This window comes from Conchiformibius kuhniae DSM 17694, from assembly GCF_000428785.1.
Taxonomy (GTDB): Bacteria; Pseudomonadota; Gammaproteobacteria; order Burkholderiales; family Neisseriaceae; genus Conchiformibius; species Conchiformibius kuhniae.
This window is the reverse complement of record NZ_AUAP01000001.1, coordinates 347,594-366,055: the sequence shown is the minus strand read 5'-3', so window position 1 is coordinate 366,055 and position 18,462 is coordinate 347,594. Positions and strand designations below refer to the sequence as shown.

Annotated in this window: 19 protein-coding genes; 6 read left to right on the top strand and 13 right to left on the bottom strand. The window is 59.0% G+C overall.

The features are described 5' to 3' along the window. Positions 1–10: 10 nt before the first annotated feature. Positions 11–1,399, bottom strand: a complete 1,389-nt coding sequence (locus tag G392_RS0101860; RefSeq protein WP_027008851.1) for a sensor histidine kinase — start codon at positions 1,397–1,399, stop codon at positions 11–13. Positions 1,400–1,508: 109 nt separating this feature from the next. Between G392_RS0101860 and rarD the strand changes: the two genes are divergently transcribed. The 5 genes from rarD (at position 1,509) to deoD (ending at position 5,202) form a co-directional block, all read left to right on the top strand. Then, positions 1,509–2,429 (top strand): EamA family transporter RarD, encoded by a 921-nt coding sequence (gene rarD, locus G392_RS11830; protein ID WP_034334139.1) that lies wholly within the window; start codon positions 1,509–1,511, stop codon positions 2,427–2,429. Further along, positions 2,416–2,778, top strand: coding sequence for a hypothetical protein (locus G392_RS0101850; protein WP_027008850.1), 363 nt, complete (start codon positions 2,416–2,418; stop codon positions 2,776–2,778). The genes rarD and G392_RS0101850 overlap by 14 nt, the downstream gene beginning before the upstream one ends. A gap of 3 nt (positions 2,779–2,781) precedes the next feature. Next, positions 2,782–3,192: a protein YgfX gene (locus G392_RS11825; protein ID WP_034334138.1), complete on the top strand. Its 411-nt coding sequence runs from the start codon at positions 2,782–2,784 to the stop codon at positions 3,190–3,192. 61 nt (positions 3,193–3,253) lie between these two features. Next, positions 3,254–4,489 (top strand): aspartate kinase, encoded by a 1,236-nt coding sequence (locus tag G392_RS0101840; RefSeq protein WP_027008849.1) that lies wholly within the window; start codon positions 3,254–3,256, stop codon positions 4,487–4,489. Then, positions 4,489–5,202 carry a purine-nucleoside phosphorylase gene (gene deoD / locus G392_RS0101835; protein WP_027008848.1) on the top strand — a complete coding sequence of 238 codons (714 nt, stop codon included), beginning with the start codon at positions 4,489–4,491 and terminating at the stop codon, positions 5,200–5,202. The genes G392_RS0101840 and deoD overlap by 1 nt, the downstream gene beginning before the upstream one ends. A gap of 170 nt (positions 5,203–5,372) precedes the next feature. Here the strand turns inward: deoD and G392_RS0101830 are convergent, their stop codons facing one another. The 8 genes from G392_RS0101830 to trmA all read right to left on the bottom strand — a co-directional run bounded on the left by G392_RS0101830 (position 5,373) and on the right by trmA (position 13,575). After that, positions 5,373–6,158 (bottom strand): TatD family hydrolase, encoded by a 786-nt coding sequence (locus G392_RS0101830; RefSeq protein ID WP_027008847.1) that lies wholly within the window; start codon positions 6,156–6,158, stop codon positions 5,373–5,375. A 3-nt stretch (positions 6,159–6,161) separates the two neighbouring features. Continuing rightward, on the bottom strand, positions 6,162–6,551 hold the full coding sequence (locus tag G392_RS0101825; protein WP_027008846.1) for a PilZ domain-containing protein: 390 nt from the start codon (positions 6,549–6,551) through the stop codon (positions 6,162–6,164). Between the two features lie 31 nt (positions 6,552–6,582). Beyond that, on the bottom strand, positions 6,583–7,557 hold the full coding sequence (holB, locus tag G392_RS0101820) for a DNA polymerase III subunit delta' (RefSeq protein ID WP_027008845.1): 975 nt from the start codon (positions 7,555–7,557) through the stop codon (positions 6,583–6,585). After that, positions 7,554–9,347 (bottom strand): apolipoprotein N-acyltransferase, encoded by a 1,794-nt coding sequence (lnt, locus tag G392_RS11820; RefSeq protein ID WP_211224334.1) that lies wholly within the window; start codon positions 9,345–9,347, stop codon positions 7,554–7,556. Before lnt ends, holB begins: the two co-directional genes overlap by 4 nt. Before the next feature lie 53 nt (positions 9,348–9,400). After that, a complete protein-coding gene (locus G392_RS0101810; protein ID WP_027008844.1) occupies positions 9,401–10,708 on the bottom strand; it encodes a replication-associated recombination protein A in 1,308 nt (435 codons plus the stop codon). Between the two features lie 7 nt (positions 10,709–10,715). Next, positions 10,716–11,900, bottom strand: a complete 1,185-nt coding sequence (locus tag G392_RS0101805) for an NRAMP family divalent metal transporter (RefSeq protein ID WP_027008843.1) — start codon at positions 11,898–11,900, stop codon at positions 10,716–10,718. A gap of 199 nt (positions 11,901–12,099) precedes the next feature. Further along, complete coding sequence (locus tag G392_RS0101800; protein ID WP_027008842.1) at positions 12,100–12,471, bottom strand: Uma2 family endonuclease; 372 nt, start codon at positions 12,469–12,471, stop codon at positions 12,100–12,102. A 9-nt stretch (positions 12,472–12,480) separates the two neighbouring features. Beyond that, positions 12,481–13,575: a tRNA (uridine(54)-C5)-methyltransferase TrmA gene (gene trmA / locus G392_RS0101795; RefSeq protein ID WP_027008841.1), complete on the bottom strand. Its 1,095-nt coding sequence runs from the start codon at positions 13,573–13,575 to the stop codon at positions 12,481–12,483. Positions 13,576–13,669: 94 nt separating this feature from the next. Here trmA and G392_RS0101790 point away from each other — a divergent pair, with 94 nt between their 5' ends. Beyond that, a complete protein-coding gene (locus tag G392_RS0101790) occupies positions 13,670–14,125 on the top strand; it encodes a hypothetical protein (RefSeq protein WP_027008840.1) in 456 nt (151 codons plus the stop codon). 78 nt (positions 14,126–14,203) lie between these two features. On the opposite strand, the gene metK is transcribed toward G392_RS0101790, so the two are convergent. From metK to G392_RS0101770, 4 genes are all read right to left on the bottom strand, one after another. Next, complete coding sequence (gene metK, locus G392_RS0101785) at positions 14,204–15,373, bottom strand: methionine adenosyltransferase (RefSeq protein WP_027008839.1); 1,170 nt, start codon at positions 15,371–15,373, stop codon at positions 14,204–14,206. Positions 15,374–15,472: 99 nt separating this feature from the next. After that, positions 15,473–16,660: a succinyldiaminopimelate transaminase gene (dapC, locus tag G392_RS0101780; protein ID WP_027008838.1), complete on the bottom strand. Its 1,188-nt coding sequence runs from the start codon at positions 16,658–16,660 to the stop codon at positions 15,473–15,475. Then, positions 16,657–17,799, bottom strand: a complete 1,143-nt coding sequence (gene proB / locus G392_RS0101775) for a glutamate 5-kinase (protein WP_027008837.1) — start codon at positions 17,797–17,799, stop codon at positions 16,657–16,659. Before proB ends, dapC begins: the two co-directional genes overlap by 4 nt. A 24-nt stretch (positions 17,800–17,823) precedes the next feature. Continuing rightward, positions 17,824–18,405 carry an FHA domain-containing protein gene (locus G392_RS0101770; RefSeq protein ID WP_027008836.1) on the bottom strand — a complete coding sequence of 194 codons (582 nt, stop codon included), beginning with the start codon at positions 18,403–18,405 and terminating at the stop codon, positions 17,824–17,826. Positions 18,406–18,462: the final 57 nt, after the last annotated feature.

Here is an 18,462-nt window from a genome sequence, read left to right as displayed (position 1 = left end):
CATACTCCAATCATTCGGCTTTGGTTTTACAGGTTTTCGGCAGCACGAAATGCACCTTCAAACCGTTGGGGGACACGTTTTCCGCATGAATTTTGCCGCAATGCTGCTCGATGATGTGCTTTGCCAACGCCAGCCCCAGCCCCGTCCCCTGCTTGTTGGCACTGCTGTCGGCGCGGTAAAACGCCGTGAAAATGTGCGGCAACTGCTCCGGCTTGATGCCCGGCCCGTTGTCGCACACCTCAACGTGCAGATTGCGGCGGTCTTCATACACATTCACGGTGATGGTGCTGCCGTCGGGACTGTATTTCATCGCATTGCGAATCACATTATCGAAAGCGCGGTACAAATAGCTTTCGTTGCCCTTAAAACGTGCCTGCTCGTTCAAGCCTTTGATGTTCAACGAAATGGTGTGGTTTTGGCTTTCGGCAACGCTTTGGCTGTCTTCAACAATCTGCGCGATAAACGCCACAATCGGCAAATCTTCCTTTTCCATCGGAATATTCGCCGTTTCCAAGCGCGACAAAGTCAGCAGCTCGCCCACCAGCGTGTCCATGCGCGTCAATTCGGTTTCCAGCTTGCCCAGATAATGCTCCTGCTTGTGCGGCTGCGCCTGAATCAGCCCCAAAATCGCCTGAATCCGCGCCAAAGGCGAACGCATTTCATGCGAAACGTGGTGCAGCAAATGGCGTTCTTTTTCCACCAGCTTTTGCAATTGGTCGGCCATTTTGTCGAACTGCACGCCCAAATTCGCCAATTCGTCCTTGCGCTCGTGCAGTTGGCGCGACACGCGGGTGTCCAAATCGCCCGCCGCAAAGCGGTTCATGCCCTGCTCCAAAATGCGAATCGGCTTGGTGATGTTGTTGGCGAGAATGTACGCCAGCAGCAGCCCGATGATTAAGGTGGAAGCCAAAATGATGAACTCGTGCCAAATCGGCGCCAGCCCCAAGCCCGGAATCAGCAGGGGGCTGGGCATGCGCTCGATTTGCATGCGGTCGAAATGGCGCACGAAAAACAGATATTCCTCGCCGAAAGGGTCGTAAATGATGGCGGCAAGGTTGGAATTGGGGTTTTTGATGGCAAAGCCGTAGGCACGCTCGATTTCATCGGGCTGAATGCGGCGGTTGAGAATGTCGCGCTTGTCGTCTCCGGTAATCACAATCACATTTTGCGCGGCGGGGTTGTGGCGCCAACGCTCCAACAATTCGCGCACTGCCTGTTCGCCGTGCCCCTGCAGCGCGGTTTGGGCATTGCCCAGCAGGCTGATTTCCATGTTGCGGGTTTGCTTGAACTGGCTTTCCGCCAAACGGTTCTGCACCACCCAAAACGAAAAGCTGGCAACGAAAATGGCGCAAATGATGACCATGCAAAAGGTGGCGAAAATGCGTTGGAACAGGCGCATAGCAGACTCGGCAACAAGGCGGGCAGATAAGGAAAAACGGATTATAGCCCATTTTGCCGACAATTTCGCGGGTGGTATAATCGCCGCTTTTTGCGGAACGGAATTGGCAATGGACGCGGCAGCACGGCACAAACAGGGTTTGCATTACGCGCTTTTGTGTTATGTTTTTTGGGGCTTGTTTCCGATTTACTGGTATCCGCTCAACCAGTCTGCCATGCCCGCCGAGCAGATTTTGGCACAACGGGTGTTGTGGTCGGCCGTGTTTGCGGTGGTGCTGGGCATCGCGCTCAAGCAAAGCCGCACGGTGCTTGCCGCGCTGGTGCAGCCGAAAATCCTGCTGCCTTTTGCCGTGTCGGCGCTGCTCATCGGCATCAACTGGCTGGTGTATTTGTGGTCGATTGTCCACAACCGCGTGTTGGAAGCGAGCTTGGGTTATTTCATTAATCCTTTGTTCAGCGTGTTTTTGGGGCGGGTGGTGCTGAAAGAAGCTTTGAACCGCGTTCAGGCACTCGCGCTGCTGCTGGCGGCGGCGGGCATCGCGTGGCTTGCCCTCCCCGCCGGACACGTCCCTTGGGTTGCCCTGCTGCTCACCGCCAGCTTCGGGGTGTACGGGCTGATGCGCAAACGCGCCCCGATGGACGCCCTGCCCGGACTGATTCTGGAAACCCTGCTGCTGGCACCGTTTGCCCTGCTGTATCTGCTTTGGTGCGCCCGCACCGGCAGCTTCTACGGCTTTTCGCAGCTCACGCCCCTGCAAAGCCTTGTTTTGCTCGGCTCGGGCGTGGCAACCACCGTTCCCCTGCTGCTGTTTGCGGCGGGCGCGCGGCGCATTTCGCTGTCGCTGCTGGGCGTGCTGCAATACATCGCCCCGACTTTGCAACTGCTGGTCGGGCTGACCCTGTTCGGCGAACGGCTCACGCCGTCCCAATTGGCGGGCTACACGCTGGTGTGGGCGGGTGCTGCCGTGTTTTTGTGGGGGCTGTACCGCCGTCCGCGCCATCATCAAGGAAACCACCATGTATCTGATTGACCGCACCGTTGTGGTGCTCAAACCCACCCAAGCGTTTTTGGATTGGCTCAAAAGCTGCGATGACGACCTGCCCGATTTGACTTTGGCACAGCTTCGCGCCAATTGCAGCGTGTTTCTCGTCCCCCAGTTTGACGAACCCGAACAAGCCCTTGCCTATTTTGACGAAAAATACGAACAGATTTTTGAAGCGGAATTGGCATCGTGGTCGGTGGAACGCGCCTTGTGGCCGAAAAACAGGGATTTGCCGGCGTTTTGGACGTTTTTCGATGCTGAAGTGCATGATTCGCTGGTGGATTTGGAAGCGGCGCAGTGGCACGTTTCGCCGCTTGCCGGTGATAATGCGGAATAAGCCGTGCGCGGTTTCGAGCTGGCGTTTGCACCCGCACGGTCGCGGCGCATCGTGTGCGCGCTGTTGGCGGCGGTAACGGCATACGCCTGCACCGTCCATTTGTACGGCGCGGCGCGGTTGGTGCTGTTGCTGTTGTTGGCGGGCACATTGGCATGGGCGTGGCGGGACGACCCGCAACGCATCGGCAAAATGCGGGTCGATGCCTACGGACGGGTGTGGCTGTTTGCCGCAGGACGGCGCAAGCCCTACCCCGCCACCCTGCAAGCAGGCAGCCTGATACACCGTTTCGGCTGCTTTTTGAAATGGCGCACCGGAAGCGGACGGGTATTTTGGCAATTCGTCCCGCCCGATGCGATGAGCCGCAGCGATTTTCACAAACTGCGCGTGTGGGCGCGTTTCGGGCAGGAAAAATAATCTGCTATACTCGCGTCTGCCGCGCCTTTTTGCGGCATTCGGAAATTTTTGAGATAACAAAATGGCATTGATTGTACAAAAATACGGCGGTACTTCGGTCGGCTCGGTCGAACGCATCAAAAACGTTGCCAAGCGCATCGCCAAAACCCGCGCACAAGGGCATGACGTGGTGGTGGTGGTGTCGGCAATGAGCGGCGAAACCAACCGCTTGGTGGCACTGGCGCACGAAATCCAAGCCTATCCCGACCCCCGCGAAATGGACGTGGTGCTGGCAACGGGCGAACAGGTTACCATCGGACTGCTGGCGATGGCATTGCAAAACATCGGCGTGGCGGCAAAAAGCTACACGGGCTGGCAAGTGGCGGTGAAAACCGATTGCGCCCACACCAAAGCGCGGATTGAAAGCATCGACGACGCCAAAATGCGCGCCGATTTGCAAGACGGGCGCGTGGTGATTGTGGCGGGTTTTCAGGGCATCAGCAGCCACGGCGACATCAGCACGCTCGGGCGCGGCGGCTCCGACACCTCGGCGGTGGCACTGGCGGCGGCGCTCAAAGCAGACGAGTGCCAAATCTACACCGACGTGGACGGCGTGTACACCACCGACCCGCGCGTCGTACCCGAAGCGCGGCGCATGGACACCATCACCTTTGACGAAATGCTCGAGCTGGCGAGCTTGGGCAGCAAAGTCCTGCAAATCCGTTCGGTGGAATTTGCCGGCAAATACAAAGTGCGCCTGCGCGTACTCAGCAGCCTGCAAGAAGGCGGCGAAGGCACATTGATTACCTTTGAGGAAGACGAAAACATGGAACAGGCCATCGTATCCGGCATCGCTTTTGACAAAAACCAAGCCCGCATCAACGTGCGCGGCGTTCCCGACAAACCCGGCATCGCCTACCAGATTTTGGGCGCGGTTGCCGATGCCAACATCGACGTGGACATGATTATCCAAAACGTCGGCAACGAAGGCACCACCGATTTTTCCTTCACCGTGCCGCGCGGCGACTACCAGCCCACCTTGGATTTGCTCGGCAACTTGAAAAACACCATCGGCGCGGACGAAATCAGCGGCGACGACAATGTGTGCAAAGTATCGATTGTCGGCTTGGGCATGCGCTCGCACGTGGGTGTCGCCTCCAAAATGTTCCGCGCCTTGGCGGCAGACAACATCAATATCCAAATGATTTCCACCTCCGAAATCAAAATTTCCGTGCTGATTGACGAAAAATACATGGAACTGGCCACCCGCGTGCTGCACAAAGAATTTGAATTGGACCAAACCAAGGAACGCGCCTGATGCCCACCCCGCACATTGCCGCGCCGCAAGGCGCATTTGCCCCCACCGTGCTGATGCCGGGCGACCCGCTCCGCGCCCGATACATCGCCGAAACCTTTTTGGACCATGCAGAACAAATCACCGCCGTACGCAATATGTACGGCTACACCGGCACCTATCGCGGCAAACGCCTGTCGGTGATGGGACACGGCATGGGCATTCCCTCCTGCTCCATCTACGCCAAAGAGCTGATTACCGAATACGGCGTGCAAAACCTGATTCGGGTCGGCTCGTGCGGCGCGGTGCTGGACGATGTGCATGTGCGCGATGTCGTGATTGGTTTGAGCGCAAGCACCGACAGCCAAGTCAACCGCAGCCGCTTTCGCGGCTACGACTTCGCCGCCACCGCCGATTTCGGGCTGACACAAGCCCTTGCCGCCGCCGCACAGGCGCACAACACCGCCGCCAAAGTGGGCAATCTGTTTTCCACCGACCTGTTTTACCACCCCGATGCGGGCTTGACCGACACCCTGCGCCGCTACGGGATTTTGGGCGTGGAAATGGAAGCGGCGGGGCTGTTCGGCGTGGCGGCGGAATTCGGCGCGAAAGCGGCGTGCATCTGCACCGTGTCCGACCACATCGTGCGCGAAGAATACACCAGCGCGGAAGAACGCCAACGCACGTTTAACGACATGATTCGGATTGCGCTGGAAGCGGCAGCACAATTTGCCTGACACGCCTTGATATATAGTTGATAAAAATAAAAACGAGACAAGGCGGAAACGCCCGCCGTGTACGGGGTGGTACATAAGGGCGTTGGCAACGCCGTATCGTGGCGATTTTAATCAACCATACCGAAAACCAAACCCTTGCAAAGCAAGCACTTTGCAAGGGTTTTTGCACATCACACGGCAAGCAGCGCAGACGGCGACACTTTGTCGAACAAGCGATAAAAATTGTCGCAAGTGTTTTGCATCACCGTTGCCAAACTTTCGCCGCGCAGCGTGGCGACAAACTCGGCGGTGTGGCGCACATAGGCAGGTTCGTTCGGCTTGCCGCGATACGGTACGGGCGCGAGAAACGGCGCATCGGTTTCCACCAGCAGACGGTCGGCAGGGCAATAACGCGCCGCTTCCTGCACGTCTGCCGCATTTTTAAAGGTAACGATGCCGGAAAACGATAGGTAATAGCCCAAATCCAAAGCGATTTTCGCCACGCGCACGTCTTCGGCGAAGCAGTGCATCACCGCCCGTTCCGCGCCGTGTTCGCGCATCAGCGCGAGGGTGTCGTCCGCCGATTTGCGCGTGTGAATCACCAAAGGCAGCCCGCTTGCCTTCGCCGCTTCGATGTGGGTGATGAAACGGCGGTGCTGCCACGCCAAATCGCCACTGCACCAATGGTAATCCAAACCCGTTTCACCAATGGCGGCGACTTTCGGGTGCTGCGCGTGGGCGCACAATTCGTCAAAAGAAAATTCGGCGGCGTCTTCGCGGTCGGGGTGAATGCCGACCGTGGCGTAAACGTGTTCGTGCGCCTCGGCAATCGCCAGCACTTCGGCAAAGCTGTCGCGGCTGACGCTGATGGCAAGGGCTTGGCGCACTTGGTTTTCCGCCATCTTGTCAAACACTTCGGGCAGGCGTTGCGCCAAGCCGTCAAAATTCAAATGGCAATGCGAGTCAATCAGGTACATGGCTTACATGGTGTAGGTGGCGTGTTCGCTGTTCAGCACGCCGCTCAACAGGGCTTCAAAAATGCCTTTGGCTTTCACGCTGTTTTCATCGCTGCCGAACGCCAAGCCGATGCCTTTGGGGCGTCCGCCCGCGCTGGGGTTGCTGTTTATCCAGCACACATGGGTTTTGACAAACAGTTTTTCGGTTTTGGCGGGCGTTACCAGCTCCAATACCAGCAATACTTCTTCGCCCATCGTGTAGCTGTCGGCGGTGGGCAGAAACACGCCGCCGTATTCGGTAAACGACATGTAGCTGGCGTAAATCACGGGTTTGCTTTCCAGTCGCAGGCTGACCATGCGGCCGGGTGCTTGTCCGCCGTTGGGTGCGGGGGCGGCGGGTTTGGCTGAACTCATTTTTTCGTCCTTGTGTTGGGCGGCGCGGGCATTATCCCCGCTTTTGCCGCAATAAAAGATAGTGGCACAATAAGGCTTCCGCCTGCATTTTAACATTCAGGCTGTGGTGTCCGTAAGGCGCAAGGCGGTTTAAATCGGCTTGGAAACGGAAAAGTGTGGCAGGATTGGTTTGGGCGGCGGCGCGGGCGCTGTCGGCGGCGCGGGCAGGATAGTATTGTGGGGCGGCGCCGTATTGTGCCAGCGCCATGTCGGCAAGCCATTTGTACAGCCAATCCAGCAGCAGGGCGAGCGGGTATTTGTGCCTGTCGAACTCGGCGGCAAAATTCAATACCGCCAGCAGACGCGGCTCTGCCAGCACCACCAGCAGGCTCTCGCGCAGGGCTTCCTGCTCGGGTTCGGCGGCAAACAGGGGCGCACCGCCGTGAAACGCTAACTGCTCCGCCGCGCCGTCGCCGCGCCCCTGCGCGTGCAGATATGCCAATGCCTGTTCGGGCGTGGGCGCGGGCAGCGGCATGGGGCGGCAACGGCTGCGGACGGTGGGCAGCAGCAGCCCCCGTTGCCCCGACACCAGCAGGAACACCACCGCAGGCGGCGGCTCTTCCAGTATTTTCAACAGGGCATTGGCGGCTTGCGGATTCAGGCTTTCGGCGGGGTCAATCAGCACCACGCGCCGCCCGCCGCGCATGGACGACTGGTTGAGCGGCTCGAGCAAGGCGCGTACCGCATCGATTTTGATGTGCGCCAACTTGCGCCCCGTGCCGTTGTCGCTCCCTTCATCGGGTTCGAGCAGGTAAAAATCGGGGTGGCTGCCGTGTTCCGACAAGCGGCAGGACGCACACACGCCGCACGCGTGTCCGTTGTGCGCTTGCTCGCACAGCAACAAACGGGCGTAGGCGCGGGCAAAGGTGCGCTTGCCGGTGGCGCGTTTGCCGTAAAACAGCAGCGCGGATGGCGGCGCTTGGGCGGACAATGCCCGCCACGCCGCTTCATGCCACGGGTAAATCATTTTTTGCGTCCGCCTTTTTTGCGTTTGCCGTGTCCGCTACGGGTGCGTTTGCGGCGGCGCGGCGGACGGCTGCCGCTTTCACCGTGTCCGTCATGCCGTTGCGGCGGCGGTGCGGACGGGGCAGACGGTGCGGGCGGCGGCGGCTCGGGCGCGGCAGGCACGCCGGACAAAGACGGCGGCACGTCCAAATCCTCCGCCTGCGGCAAAGTCTCCGGCGGCACGGCTTCGCGCACAAGCGCTTTGCGCGGCGGATAACGGTAGCACATCAGCAAACCCGTCAGCACCAGCAGCACATAAAACAAAGGCCACGAGCTGCCCAAACGCATATACGGCGTTTCGCCCGTCATGCCGTGCGCTTCGCCTTCCAACACCGTTGCCGTGTTCGGCTTGGCAAACTTCACCACCTTGCCGCTCGGCGCGACAATCGCCGTTGCCCCCGTATTGGTGGCGCGAATCATGTAACGCCCCAATTCCAACGCCCGCGCCTGCGATTGCTGCAACTGCTGCCACATCGCATCGGACTGCCCGTACCACGCCATATTGCTGGCATTGGCAAGCAGGGTGGATTTGCGTGCCGAATCAATCAGCTCATCGCCGAAACCGTCTTCGTAGCAAATGTTGAACGCCACCTTCTGCCCCGCCATGTCAAACGGCTCCTGCCCCAAACCGCCGCGTTTGAAATCCGCCAAGGGCATGTTCATCATGCGGTAAAGCGGCTCGGTAAGCTGCGGCACGGGCTTGAATTCGCCAAACGGCACCAAATGGTTTTTGGCATAAACCTGCACCTGCGCGGGCTGGTCGGGGTGGTAGTCCGACAAATTCACCATCGTGTTCAAATAGCCCTTGCCGTCTTCGGTAAAGGCGGGAATGCCCACCGCCAAGGCACTGCCGTTTTCGCGGGCTTTGTCGGCAAAACGGGCAACCAAATCCACCGGCACGCTTTGCAGAAACTGCGGAAAGGCGGTTTCGGGCAACACCACGATTTGCGCTTTGGTTTTCGCCACTTGGTCAAAATAACGCTGGTAGGTGGGCAGCAGGTTTTCTTCATCGAATTTGAGCGTTTGGGGAATATTGCCCTGCGCCAGCGCCACGCTGACGGGCAAGGCGTGTTGGCGGGTGTAGAGCGTGTCGCGGCGGGTGTGGGTTTGGTGCAGCACGATGCAAAACAGCAGGGCGAACGCCACTCTTTGCGTCCATGAGCGGTTGCGGCACATCAGCACCAGCCACGCCGACATCAGCGCGGTAAACAGGGTAACCAGATGAATCCCGCCAATCGGGGCAAGCGCCGCCAAGGGGCTGTAGTCGGCGATTTGGCTGTAGCCCAAGGCGCCCCAGCCGAAGCCGGTAAACACGCGCTCGCGGGCAAACTCGGTCAGCGTCCACAGCATCGGCAGCAAAAACCCCACCGCCAAGGAGCGCGGCAGCCTGTGTTTGCCGTAGAGCCAAAAGGCGATGGCGGGAAACAGTGCCAAAAAGGCAGGCAGCAGAAAGGTAAGCGGAACGGCGTACAGATTGGGCAATCCGGACACATCGTGCAGGGCGGTGTGTATCCACCAAAATTGGCAGGTGTAGGCAATCAGTCCGAACCAGTAGGCGGAGGAGACGCGGCGCTGCGGTTTGAGCTCGGTGAGCGCAATCAGCCCGCCAAACAGCAGGGGCATCAGCCAGAAGCGGTAATAGGGGGCAAACGCCAACGGGGTGGCGGCGGCAAAGGCGGTCAGAAGCGCAAAATACACCACAGGCTTCTGAAAAAAACGGTCGAGCCGTTGCGACAATCGGGTCATGAACATGTTTTGTCGGGATAAGGGTGGTTTGCGGTGCGGATTGTAACGCAGACGGACGATTATTCAAATGTTTTCTTTGCCAAAGCCGCTTCGTCCAAACTTTTCAGCCACGCCAGTTTTTCCGCAATTTTCGCTTCCAAGCCGCGCTCGGTGGGGCGGTAGCAATCCGGTTCGGCGATGCCGGCGGGCATATAGTTTTCACCGGCGGCGTAGGCGTGCGGCTCATCGTGGGCGTGGCGGTAGCCTTGTCCGCAGCCCTGCGCTTTCATCAGCGCGGTGGGCGCGTTGCACAAATGCGGCGGCACGGGCGCGGAACCGTGTTGCCGCGCAAACTCGCGTATTTGTTTGAACGCGCTGTAGCCCGCATCGGATTTTGCCGCCGCCGCCAAATACAAAACCGCCTGCGCCAATGCCAACTCGCCTTCGGGCGAACCCAGCCGTTCATACGCGGCAAGCGCATCGTTGGCAAGGGCGGCGGCGCGCGGGTCGGCCAAACCGATGTCTTCCCACGCAATCCGCACCAGCCGCCGCCCCAAATAGCGCGGGTCGGCGCCCGCTTCCAACATTCGGCAAAACCAATACAGCGCGGCATTCGGGTGCGAACCGCGCACCGATTTGTGCAGGGCGGAAATCTGGTCGTAAAAAGCATCGCCGCCCTTGTCAAAACGCAAGGGCGCATCGCCCAGCAAAGCGGCGGCTTCGTCCGCGCCGATGCGTTTCGGGCTGCTTGAAAACAGCCGTTCCAAACCGTTGAACAAACGCCGCGCATCGCCGTCCGCCATGCGGATTAAGCCTTCGCGCACGCCCTCTTCCAACACGATGTCCGCATATTCGGGCAAGGCGCAGGCCTTGTCGCACAAACGGCGCAACTCGTCCGGCGCAAGCGGCTGCAAACGGTAAACCTGCGTGCGGCTGAGCAGCGCGGCATTTACTTCAAAAGACGGATTTTCCGTGGTCGCGCCGACAAACACCAACACGCCGTTTTCCACATACGGCAAAAACGCGTCCTGCTGTGCCTTGTTAAAACGGTGGATTTCATCAACAAACAACACCGTGCGCCGCCCCGCCGCGTGGTCGGACTGCGCCTGCGCCACCGCTTCGCGAATGTCTTTCACACCGGAAAACACCGCCGAAAGCGGCACGAAACGGGCATGGAAACCCTGAGCCACAATCCGCGCCAGCGTGGTTTTGCCGATGCCCGGTGCGCCCCATAAAATCATGGAATGCGGCACACCGCTTGCCAGCGCCACCCGCAAAGGTTTGCCCGTGCCGAGCAGATGCGTTTGCCCGACCACTTCGTCCAAAGTGTGCGGGCGCAGGCGTTCGGCAAGCGGGGCGGCGGGCGGATTGGCGAACAAGTCGGGCATCACGCCCTCACCCGCCCAAATACTTCAGCAGCGTTTGCGCGCTCAACACGCCCATCGCCACCACCACCACCGCGCCCGCCACCGTCAGCCAAAGCGGGTGTTTGTAATCGCCGACAATTTTGCGCTTGTGCGCCGCACATAAAATCAAGCCCAGCGACACCGGCAAAATCAAGCCGTTCAACGTTCCCACCAACACCAGCACTTTTGCCGGTTTGCCCGCCGTGGCCATCACCAGCGTGGAAATCACGATAAAGGCGATAATCACGCGGTTTTTGTGCCGTTCCAAGGCAGGGTGGAAGCCCGAAATAAACGACACCGAAGTGTAGGCCGCGCCAATTACCGAAGTAATCGATGCCGCCCAAATCACCACCCCGAAAATCATCAGCCCCACATTGCCCGCCACATGCGCAAACGGCGTGGACGCGGGATTTTTCGGGTCAAGCGCCACGCCCTGCGACACCACCCCCAGCACCGCCAAAAACAGTACCACCCGCATCACCGAAGCAATCAAAATCGCCGATACCGAACTTTTGTTCACTTCAGGCAGCGCGGCTTGTCCCGTTACCCCCGCGTCCAACAAACGGTGTGCGCCCGCAAAGGTGATGTAACCGCCCACCGTACCGCCCACCAGCGTAACAATCGCCACCGCGTCCAATTTGTCCGGCGCAAACGTACCGGCTGCCGCCGCCGCAACGGGCGGGTCGGCGCGGAACATCACATACAGCGTCAGCGCAATCATCACAAAGCCCATCACCTGCGCGAAACGGTCCATCACCCGCCCCGCCTCGCGGAACAAAAACACCGCCAACGCCACCGCGCCCGACAACACCACCCCCACCGCTTCAGGCAGCCCCGTCAGCACATTGATGCCCAAGCCCGCCCCGCCGACATTGCCGATATTGAACGCCAAACCGCCCATCACAATCAGCGCCGCCAAAAAATAACCCGCGCCCGGAAACACCTCGTTGGCAATATCTTGGGCGCGTTTGCCCGACACCGCCACAATCCGCCAAATATTCAACTGTGCGCCGATGTCCAGCAAAATGGACAGCAAAATCACAAAACCGAAACTCGCCAACAGCTTTTCGGTAAAAGTGGCGGTTTGGGTGAGAAAACCGGGCCCGATGGCGGAAGTCGCCATCAAAAACGCCGCGCCCAGCAAGGCGCTGCGCTGTTTGGAAACGGAAGACATGATTGTTTCTCCAAAAATATTACGTTTCAACTCACAGGGCTGAACATAAAGCACAGCCCTATGCGTTGCCCTGATTCGGACGAGGTGCCTCCGCCCGAATAAAAACTACTTTTACCGCCGTAAACGGCGGGTTTCAAACTGAAATGATTTATTTTTCATACACGGCGGCGAGCCAACGCCGCATGGAAAATAAAGCATTTTAACTATATTCGCGGAATTTAAAACCGAAATCTTTGGCGCGGGTGGAATCCGACAAAATTTCCACAATCACCACAGGCTCGGAAAACGCTGTTTCTTTAGGTTTTTTATACACCACCATAATATCGGGAATAAAGTAATTTTTGCCGATATGCAGTTTGCCCTCAATGATTTCCCGGCAACGAATGTGGTTGTCGTCAAAATGGTTGCCGATTTTTCGTCCGAATTGGCTTTTCAGCAAATCATGATTAAACGATGTGTTGCCCATCGCGTAAATTTCGCCGTTGTACAGCTCAAATTTTTCATCGGGACGGCTGTCGCACAGGGCAAAATAACGCGCTTCGGCGGGCGTGTGTAAAGCGGTTTCGCTCATCGGTATTCCTTATGCGGAAGCAGTGCTTTGCAAAAACACCCCGCATTCAATATGTTCGGTAAACGGAAACTGGTCAAACAAAGCGCAACGCAGCACGCGGTGGCTGCCGCCCAACTGCGCCAAATTGTCCGCCAGCGTGTGCGGATTGCAGGAAATATACAGAATATGGCGGAAACCGCGCAACAGCCGCAGCGTATCCGCGTCCACGCCCGCACGCGGCGGGTCCACCAATACCGTAGAAAAATCAAAATCGTGCAAATCAATATTCTGCTCTGCCAAACGGCGGAACGCGCGGCTGCCTGAAAACGCTTGTGCCAACTCCTCCGCCGACAAACGCGCAATGTCCACATTGTCCGCACCGTTGGCGGACAAATTCCATTGCGCGGCGCGTACCGAAGTTTTGGACAACTCGGTTGCCAACACGCGGCGGAAACGGCGCGAAAGCGGTACGGTAAAATTGCCGTTGCCGCAATACAGCTCCAGCAAATCGCCGCCGACATTTTCGGCACAAGCACACGACCACGACAACATTTCCTGACACATCAAAGCATTGGGCTGGCTGAACCCGCCCTCAATCTGGCGGTAGCGCAGCGTTTCGCCGCACACGTTCAGGCTTTCGGTAACAAAATCCTGCGTCAAAACGATTTTCTGCCCGCGACTGCGCCCAATCAGCCACACGCCCAATCCGTCTTGCAAACGCTGCACGGCTGCCTGCCAAGCATCGTCCAATTTTTTGTGGTAAATCAGGGTAATCAGCATTTCGCCGCTTAAAGTCGCCAAAAACTCGCATTGGTACAGCCTTTCGCGCAACACTTCATCGGCGCGGACGGCGGCAAGCAGGCGCGGCATCATCGCGTTGATGCTGTCGCAGGCGGCGGGAAATTCGGTCAGACGGATTAAAGAATGGCGGTTGGCTTTTTGCCCGCGTTCAAACATGGCGTAACAAATCTCATCGCCGTCATGCCAAATGCGGAACTCGGCACGCATGCGGTAATGCTGCGGCGGCGAAGCAAACACTTCGGGCGCGGGCGCGGCAAACGGGGCGAGCAGGTGTTGCAAACGGGCGGTTTTGTCGGCGAGCTGGGCGGAATAGGCGTGGTACATCGGATTCACTGGGGAAAATGCGTGATATTAACGGTTTGTGTGCGGAGAAACAATAAGCCGTGCGATAATCGCGTTTATTTGACAGGAGCGAAACATGGAAAACGAATTGCGCGACAATCCCGCCAGTTATACCAAAACTTTGTGGGCGTTTGCCTGTTTGGGCGGGGCGGTGCCGATGTGGTTGCTGACCTTGCGGAGCACGTTGTCCAATCTTTCTTTTGACAATTTGTTTACGGTTTTGATTGATTTGCTTGGCGGTTTTTATTTTTCAGTATTGGCTGTTCCGGCGGCATTGGCAACGGCGTTGTGGGCGAAACGGCGCAACTGGCGGCGCAATCTCGCAGGCTGCCTGAAAACCGTGTGTGCGGGCGGGGTGTGCGGCGGGGCGTATCCGGTTTTGCTGATGGTTTTTCTTTCGGCACTGAATTCGTCAGGCTTTTGGAATCGTGATGATTGGGGGTGGGCGGGATTTTTTGCCGTGGTGTTTGCGGTGTGCGGCATGGTTTCCGCCGCCGTGCTTTCGGTGTTGTTTTTGCCCAAGCCCGATTAACCACTTGCCAGAAAAACAATAAACAACGCATCGGCAAGCATTCAATGCGTTGTTTATTAAGCATGTGCAAATAAGGCTTTACAGCTTCGCCGCCGCTTTCAGGGCATCAGCCTTATCGGTTTTTTCCCAAGTAAATTCAGGCTCTTCACGCCCGAAATGCCCGTAAGCGGCAGACTTGGAATAAATCGGGCGCAACAAATCCAGCATCTGCACAATGCCTTTCGGACGCAAATCAAAATGTTCGCGCACCAGCGCAATCAGTTCCGCTTCGTTGAGCTTGCCCGTGCCGAAGGTGTCGATGGCGATGGAGGTCGGCTCGGCGATGCCGATGGCGTAGGAAATCTGGATTTGGCATTGGCTCGCCAAGCCCGCCGCGACAATGTTTTTCGCCACATAACGGCAGGCGTAGGCGGCGGAACGGTCGACTTTACTCGGGTCTTTGCCGGAAAACGCGCCGCCGCCGTGCGGAGCTGCGCCGCCGTAAGTGTCCACAATGATTTTGCGGCCGGTCAAACCGCAATCGCCCTGCGGCCCGCCGATAACGAAATTTCCGGTCGGGTTAATCAGATACTTGGTTTCGTCCGTCAGCATTTCTTTCGGCAAAACGGGGAAAATAATGTGTTCTTTCACCGCCGCGCACAAATCTTCGTGGGCGATGCTTTCATCGTGCTGGGTGGAAAGCACAACGGTATCAATGCGTTTCACTTTGCCGGTTTCGCTGTCGTACACGCAGGTGAGTTGCGCTTTGGCATCGGGGCGCAGCCACGGCAGCAGCCCGCTTTTGCGCACTTCGCTCTGACGCTGCATCAGGCGGTGGCTGTAATAAATCGGAAAGGGCATCAGCGCGGGGGTTTCATCACAGGCGTAGCCGAACATCAAACCTTGGTCGCCCGCGCCTTGTTCCAAATCCAAACCTTCGCCCTCGTTCACGCCTTGCGCGATGTCGGGCGACTGCTGACCATAATTCAGCACCAGTTTGAAAGTGTCGGCGGCAAAACCGAGCGCGGGGTCGTTGTAACCGATGCGGCGCACGGTGTCGCGGGCGATTTGTTCGTAATTGACTTGGGCGGTGGTGGTGATTTCGCCCGCCAACACGCACAAATCGGTGGCGACCAGCGTTTCGGCGGCGACGCGGGCTTGCGGGTCTTGCGCGAAAATCGCGTCCAGCACGGCATCGGAAATTTGGTCGGCCACTTTGTCGGGGTGGCCTTCGGAAACGGATTCGGAAGTAAACAGGTATTCGCTCATGGTATCCAAACAATTGGGTTCAAAAAGGTTTTTGCCAAGCACAATTTCGGCAGACGGCGCAGGATAAACCGATATTCGGGGCTTGTCCAGCTTCTTGCGTCATCGGGCGGCGGCAAACACGTTTGCGATGCGTTCCGCCGCTTCCACGCAGCGCGGCACTTCGTCCACCAGCGCGATGCGGACGAAACCGCGTCCCGGATTGCCCTGCGCGGTGTCGCGGGCGAAAAAGCGTCCGGGCAGCACCTGCACGGCGGCTTGGCGATACAGCGTTTGCGCGAACGCCAAATCGTCGCCGTCCGGCACGGGCAGCCACAAATAAAACGAGGCTTCAGGCAGCCGCGCTTCAAAACGCTGTTGCAACACGGGCAGCACGCGGGCGAATTTTTCCGCATACAGACGACGGTTTTCGGCAACGTGCGCCTCATCGCGCCACGCGGCAATGCTGGCGTGCTGCACGGGAAAACCCATCGCGCTGCCGTGATAAGTGCGGTAAAGCAAAAACTTTTCCAGCAAACGCGCATCGCCCGCCGCAAAACCGGAACGCAGCCCCGGCACGTTGGAACGCTTGGACAGGCTGGTAAACATTACGATGTTGTCGGTGCCGCGTCCCAGTTGCGCCGCCGCTTGCAGGCAGCCTGTCGGTGCGCGGCCGTCAAAATAAATTTCCGAATAACATTCGTCTGCCGCAATCACGAAACCGTATTGGTCTTGCAGGGCAAACAGTTCGCGCCAGTCGTCCAAGCCGAACACGCTGCCTGAAGGATTGTCGGGCGAGCAGACGAACAGCAAACGGCAACGCCGCCACGCCGCTTCCGGCACGCTGTTCCAATCGGGCAGAAAACGCGGCGCGGTGCTGTTGGCGAACACGGTTTCGCCGCCCGCCAGCAAGGTTGCGCCTTCATAGATTTGGTAAAACGGGTTCGGACAGACGACTACGGGGCGTTCCGCGCCGTCCAACACCGTTTGCGCGAAAGAAAACAAGGCTTCGCGGCTGCCGAGTACGGGCAGGATTTGCGTTTCGGGGTCGAGCGTCAAGCCGTTGTAACGGCGGGCGAGCCAGTCGGCGCAGGCTTGGCGCAGTTCGGGCAACCCTTGCGTGAGTGGATATTGCGACACGCCGTCCAGCGCGGATACGAGCGCATCGGTAACCACGCGCGGGGCGGGGTGTTTCGGTTCGCCGATGTGCAGGGGAATCACGGACAAACCTTGCGGCGGGGCTATGCCTTGCATGGCTTGGCGCAGGCGGGCGAAGGGATAGGGTTGGAGCGAATCGAGACGGGTGTTCACGGGTGTTCCTTTCGGGCGGGGGAGAGGACGAGGTTGTTGCGGTGGATGAGTTCGTCTTCGTGGGCGTAGCCGAGTTTGGCGGCGATGTCGCGGGGGGCGGTACGCAGGATTTTTTCGGTGTCGCTGCTGCTGTAGTTGCTCAAGCCGCGCGCGATTTCGCGCCCCGTGTCATCGCAAACGGCAATCAGGTCGCCGCGCAGGAATTGTCCGCGCACTTCGGTGCAGCCTACGGGCAGCAGGCTGCGGTGCTGTTCGCACAGGGCGCTTGCCGCGCCCGCATCAACGGTAACGTGTCCGCACACGCGCAGTTGCCCCGCCAGCCATTGTTTGCGGGCATTGACGCGGGAAACGCTGCCGCCAAACAGGGTGCCGACCGCTTCATCGCGGTGCAGGCGCAGCAGCACGTCCGTTTCCCGCCCCGATGCGACTACGGTGGCGGCACCGCTTTGGGCGGCGCGTTTGGCGGCAAGAACTTTGGTGTACATGCCGCCCGTGCCGACCCCCGTTCCCGCACCGCCCGCCATGTTTTCCAAATCGGGGTGGTCGGCGGCGATGCGCGGAATGAAGCGGGCATCGGGGTTGCGGCGGGGGTCGCTGTCGTAGAGTCCGCGCTGGTCGGTGAGAATCGCCAGCAGGTCGGCATCGAGCAGGTTGGCAACCAGTGCGCCGAGCGTGTCGTTGTCGCCGAGTTTGATTTCATCGGTGGTTACGGTGTCGTTTTCGTTGATAATCGGGACGATGCCGTGTGCCAGCAGGGTGTTCAGGGTACTGCGGGCGTTCAGATAGCGGGTGCGGTGGCGCAGGTCGTCGTGGGTGAGCAGGATTTGCGCGGTGGTGATGCCGTGCGGGGCGAAGGCTTGTTCGTAGGCCTGTGCCAAGCCCATTTGCCCGACCGCCGCCGCCGCCTGCAATTGGTTGAGCGCGGTGGGGCGTTCCGTCCAGCCCAAACGCGACAAGCCTTCGGCAATCGCGCCGCTCGACACCAGCACCACGTTTACTTTGCGGCGTTTGAGTGCGGCGATTTGCGCCGCCCAGCCGTCCAATGCGGCACGGTCGATGCCGCTTCCCCCCGCCGTAACCAAGCTCGAGCCGATTTTGACAATCCACAATCCGGTTTGCGACAAACGCAAGTGTTCCATTATTTTTTCCCGTTCAAACAAAAATCAATCCTGCCAAGCAAAGGTTTTGCCGCACAGGGGCAGAAACAGCAGGTCGGTTTGCCCGACCCGCAGCACGTCATACGGCTGAAGCACGGGTTCGCCGCGCACGGTGGCGCCGTTGAGCAGGGGCAGGTTGCGGGAGTGTCCGCGCTCGACAAAAAACTCCCGCGCATGGTGGTCGTACACCACGGCGGCGTGGGTGTCGCGGCTGACGTGCGGGTCGCTGTTTGCGCCGAAATCCAAGCACACCTCCATGTCGCGGTTGCGCCCGATGCGGTTTTCGCCCTGAATCAGGCGGAAATCGCGCCCCCGCTCCTTGCTCGTGAGCAGCACCAGCCAGCCGGTTACGGGCAGCATCGCGCCCGCCGCCGCGCCGAGCAGCTCGGTTTTGGGCGCGGCAACGGCGGTGCGGACGGTGGTGGTTTTCGGTGCGGACGCGGCGGGGCGCGGAACGGGGTTTTCGTTCAGGCGCGTGGTGCGCGGGGCGGCAACGGTGCGGGCGCGGGCGTCGGCTTCGCAATAGGGGCATTGCCCGAGCGTGTGGTCGTAATAGTGTTTGCCGGCTTGGCAAAGTTGCAAAGGCATGTTGTGCTTTCTCCTTGTTTGTTCGGGTGTTTTATCGATAATGCGCCCCAAGGCGTG

Coding starts and splice junctions, on each gene's coding strand:
- G392_RS0101860 (WP_027008851.1), bottom strand. CDS start 1,399: ATGCGCCTGTTCCAACGCATTTTCGCCACCTTTTGCATGGTCATCATT.
- rarD (WP_034334139.1), top strand. CDS start 1,509: ATGGACGCGGCAGCACGGCACAAACAGGGTTTGCATTACGCGCTTTTG.
- G392_RS0101850 (WP_027008850.1), top strand. CDS start 2,416: ATGTATCTGATTGACCGCACCGTTGTGGTGCTCAAACCCACCCAAGCG.
- G392_RS0101840 (WP_027008849.1), top strand. CDS start 3,254: ATGGCATTGATTGTACAAAAATACGGCGGTACTTCGGTCGGCTCGGTC.
- deoD (WP_027008848.1), top strand. CDS start 4,489: ATGCCCACCCCGCACATTGCCGCGCCGCAAGGCGCATTTGCCCCCACC.
- G392_RS0101830 (WP_027008847.1), bottom strand. CDS start 6,158: ATGTACCTGATTGACTCGCATTGCCATTTGAATTTTGACGGCTTGGCG.
- G392_RS0101825 (WP_027008846.1), bottom strand. CDS start 6,551: ATGAGTTCAGCCAAACCCGCCGCCCCCGCACCCAACGGCGGACAAGCA.
- holB (WP_027008845.1), bottom strand. CDS start 7,557: ATGATTTACCCGTGGCATGAAGCGGCGTGGCGGGCATTGTCCGCCCAA.
- lnt (WP_211224334.1), bottom strand. CDS start 9,347: ATGTTCATGACCCGATTGTCGCAACGGCTCGACCGTTTTTTTCAGAAG.
- G392_RS0101810 (WP_027008844.1), bottom strand. CDS start 10,708: ATGCCCGACTTGTTCGCCAATCCGCCCGCCGCCCCGCTTGCCGAACGC.
- G392_RS0101805 (WP_027008843.1), bottom strand. CDS start 11,900: ATGTCTTCCGTTTCCAAACAGCGCAGCGCCTTGCTGGGCGCGGCGTTT.
- G392_RS0101800 (WP_027008842.1), bottom strand. CDS start 12,471: ATGAGCGAAACCGCTTTACACACGCCCGCCGAAGCGCGTTATTTTGCC.
- trmA (WP_027008841.1), bottom strand. CDS start 13,575: ATGTACCACGCCTATTCCGCCCAGCTCGCCGACAAAACCGCCCGTTTG.
- G392_RS0101790 (WP_027008840.1), top strand. CDS start 13,670: ATGGAAAACGAATTGCGCGACAATCCCGCCAGTTATACCAAAACTTTG.
- metK (WP_027008839.1), bottom strand. CDS start 15,373: ATGAGCGAATACCTGTTTACTTCCGAATCCGTTTCCGAAGGCCACCCC.
- proB (WP_027008837.1), bottom strand. CDS start 17,799: ATGGAACACTTGCGTTTGTCGCAAACCGGATTGTGGATTGTCAAAATC.
- G392_RS0101770 (WP_027008836.1), bottom strand. CDS start 18,405: ATGCCTTTGCAACTTTGCCAAGCCGGCAAACACTATTACGACCACACG.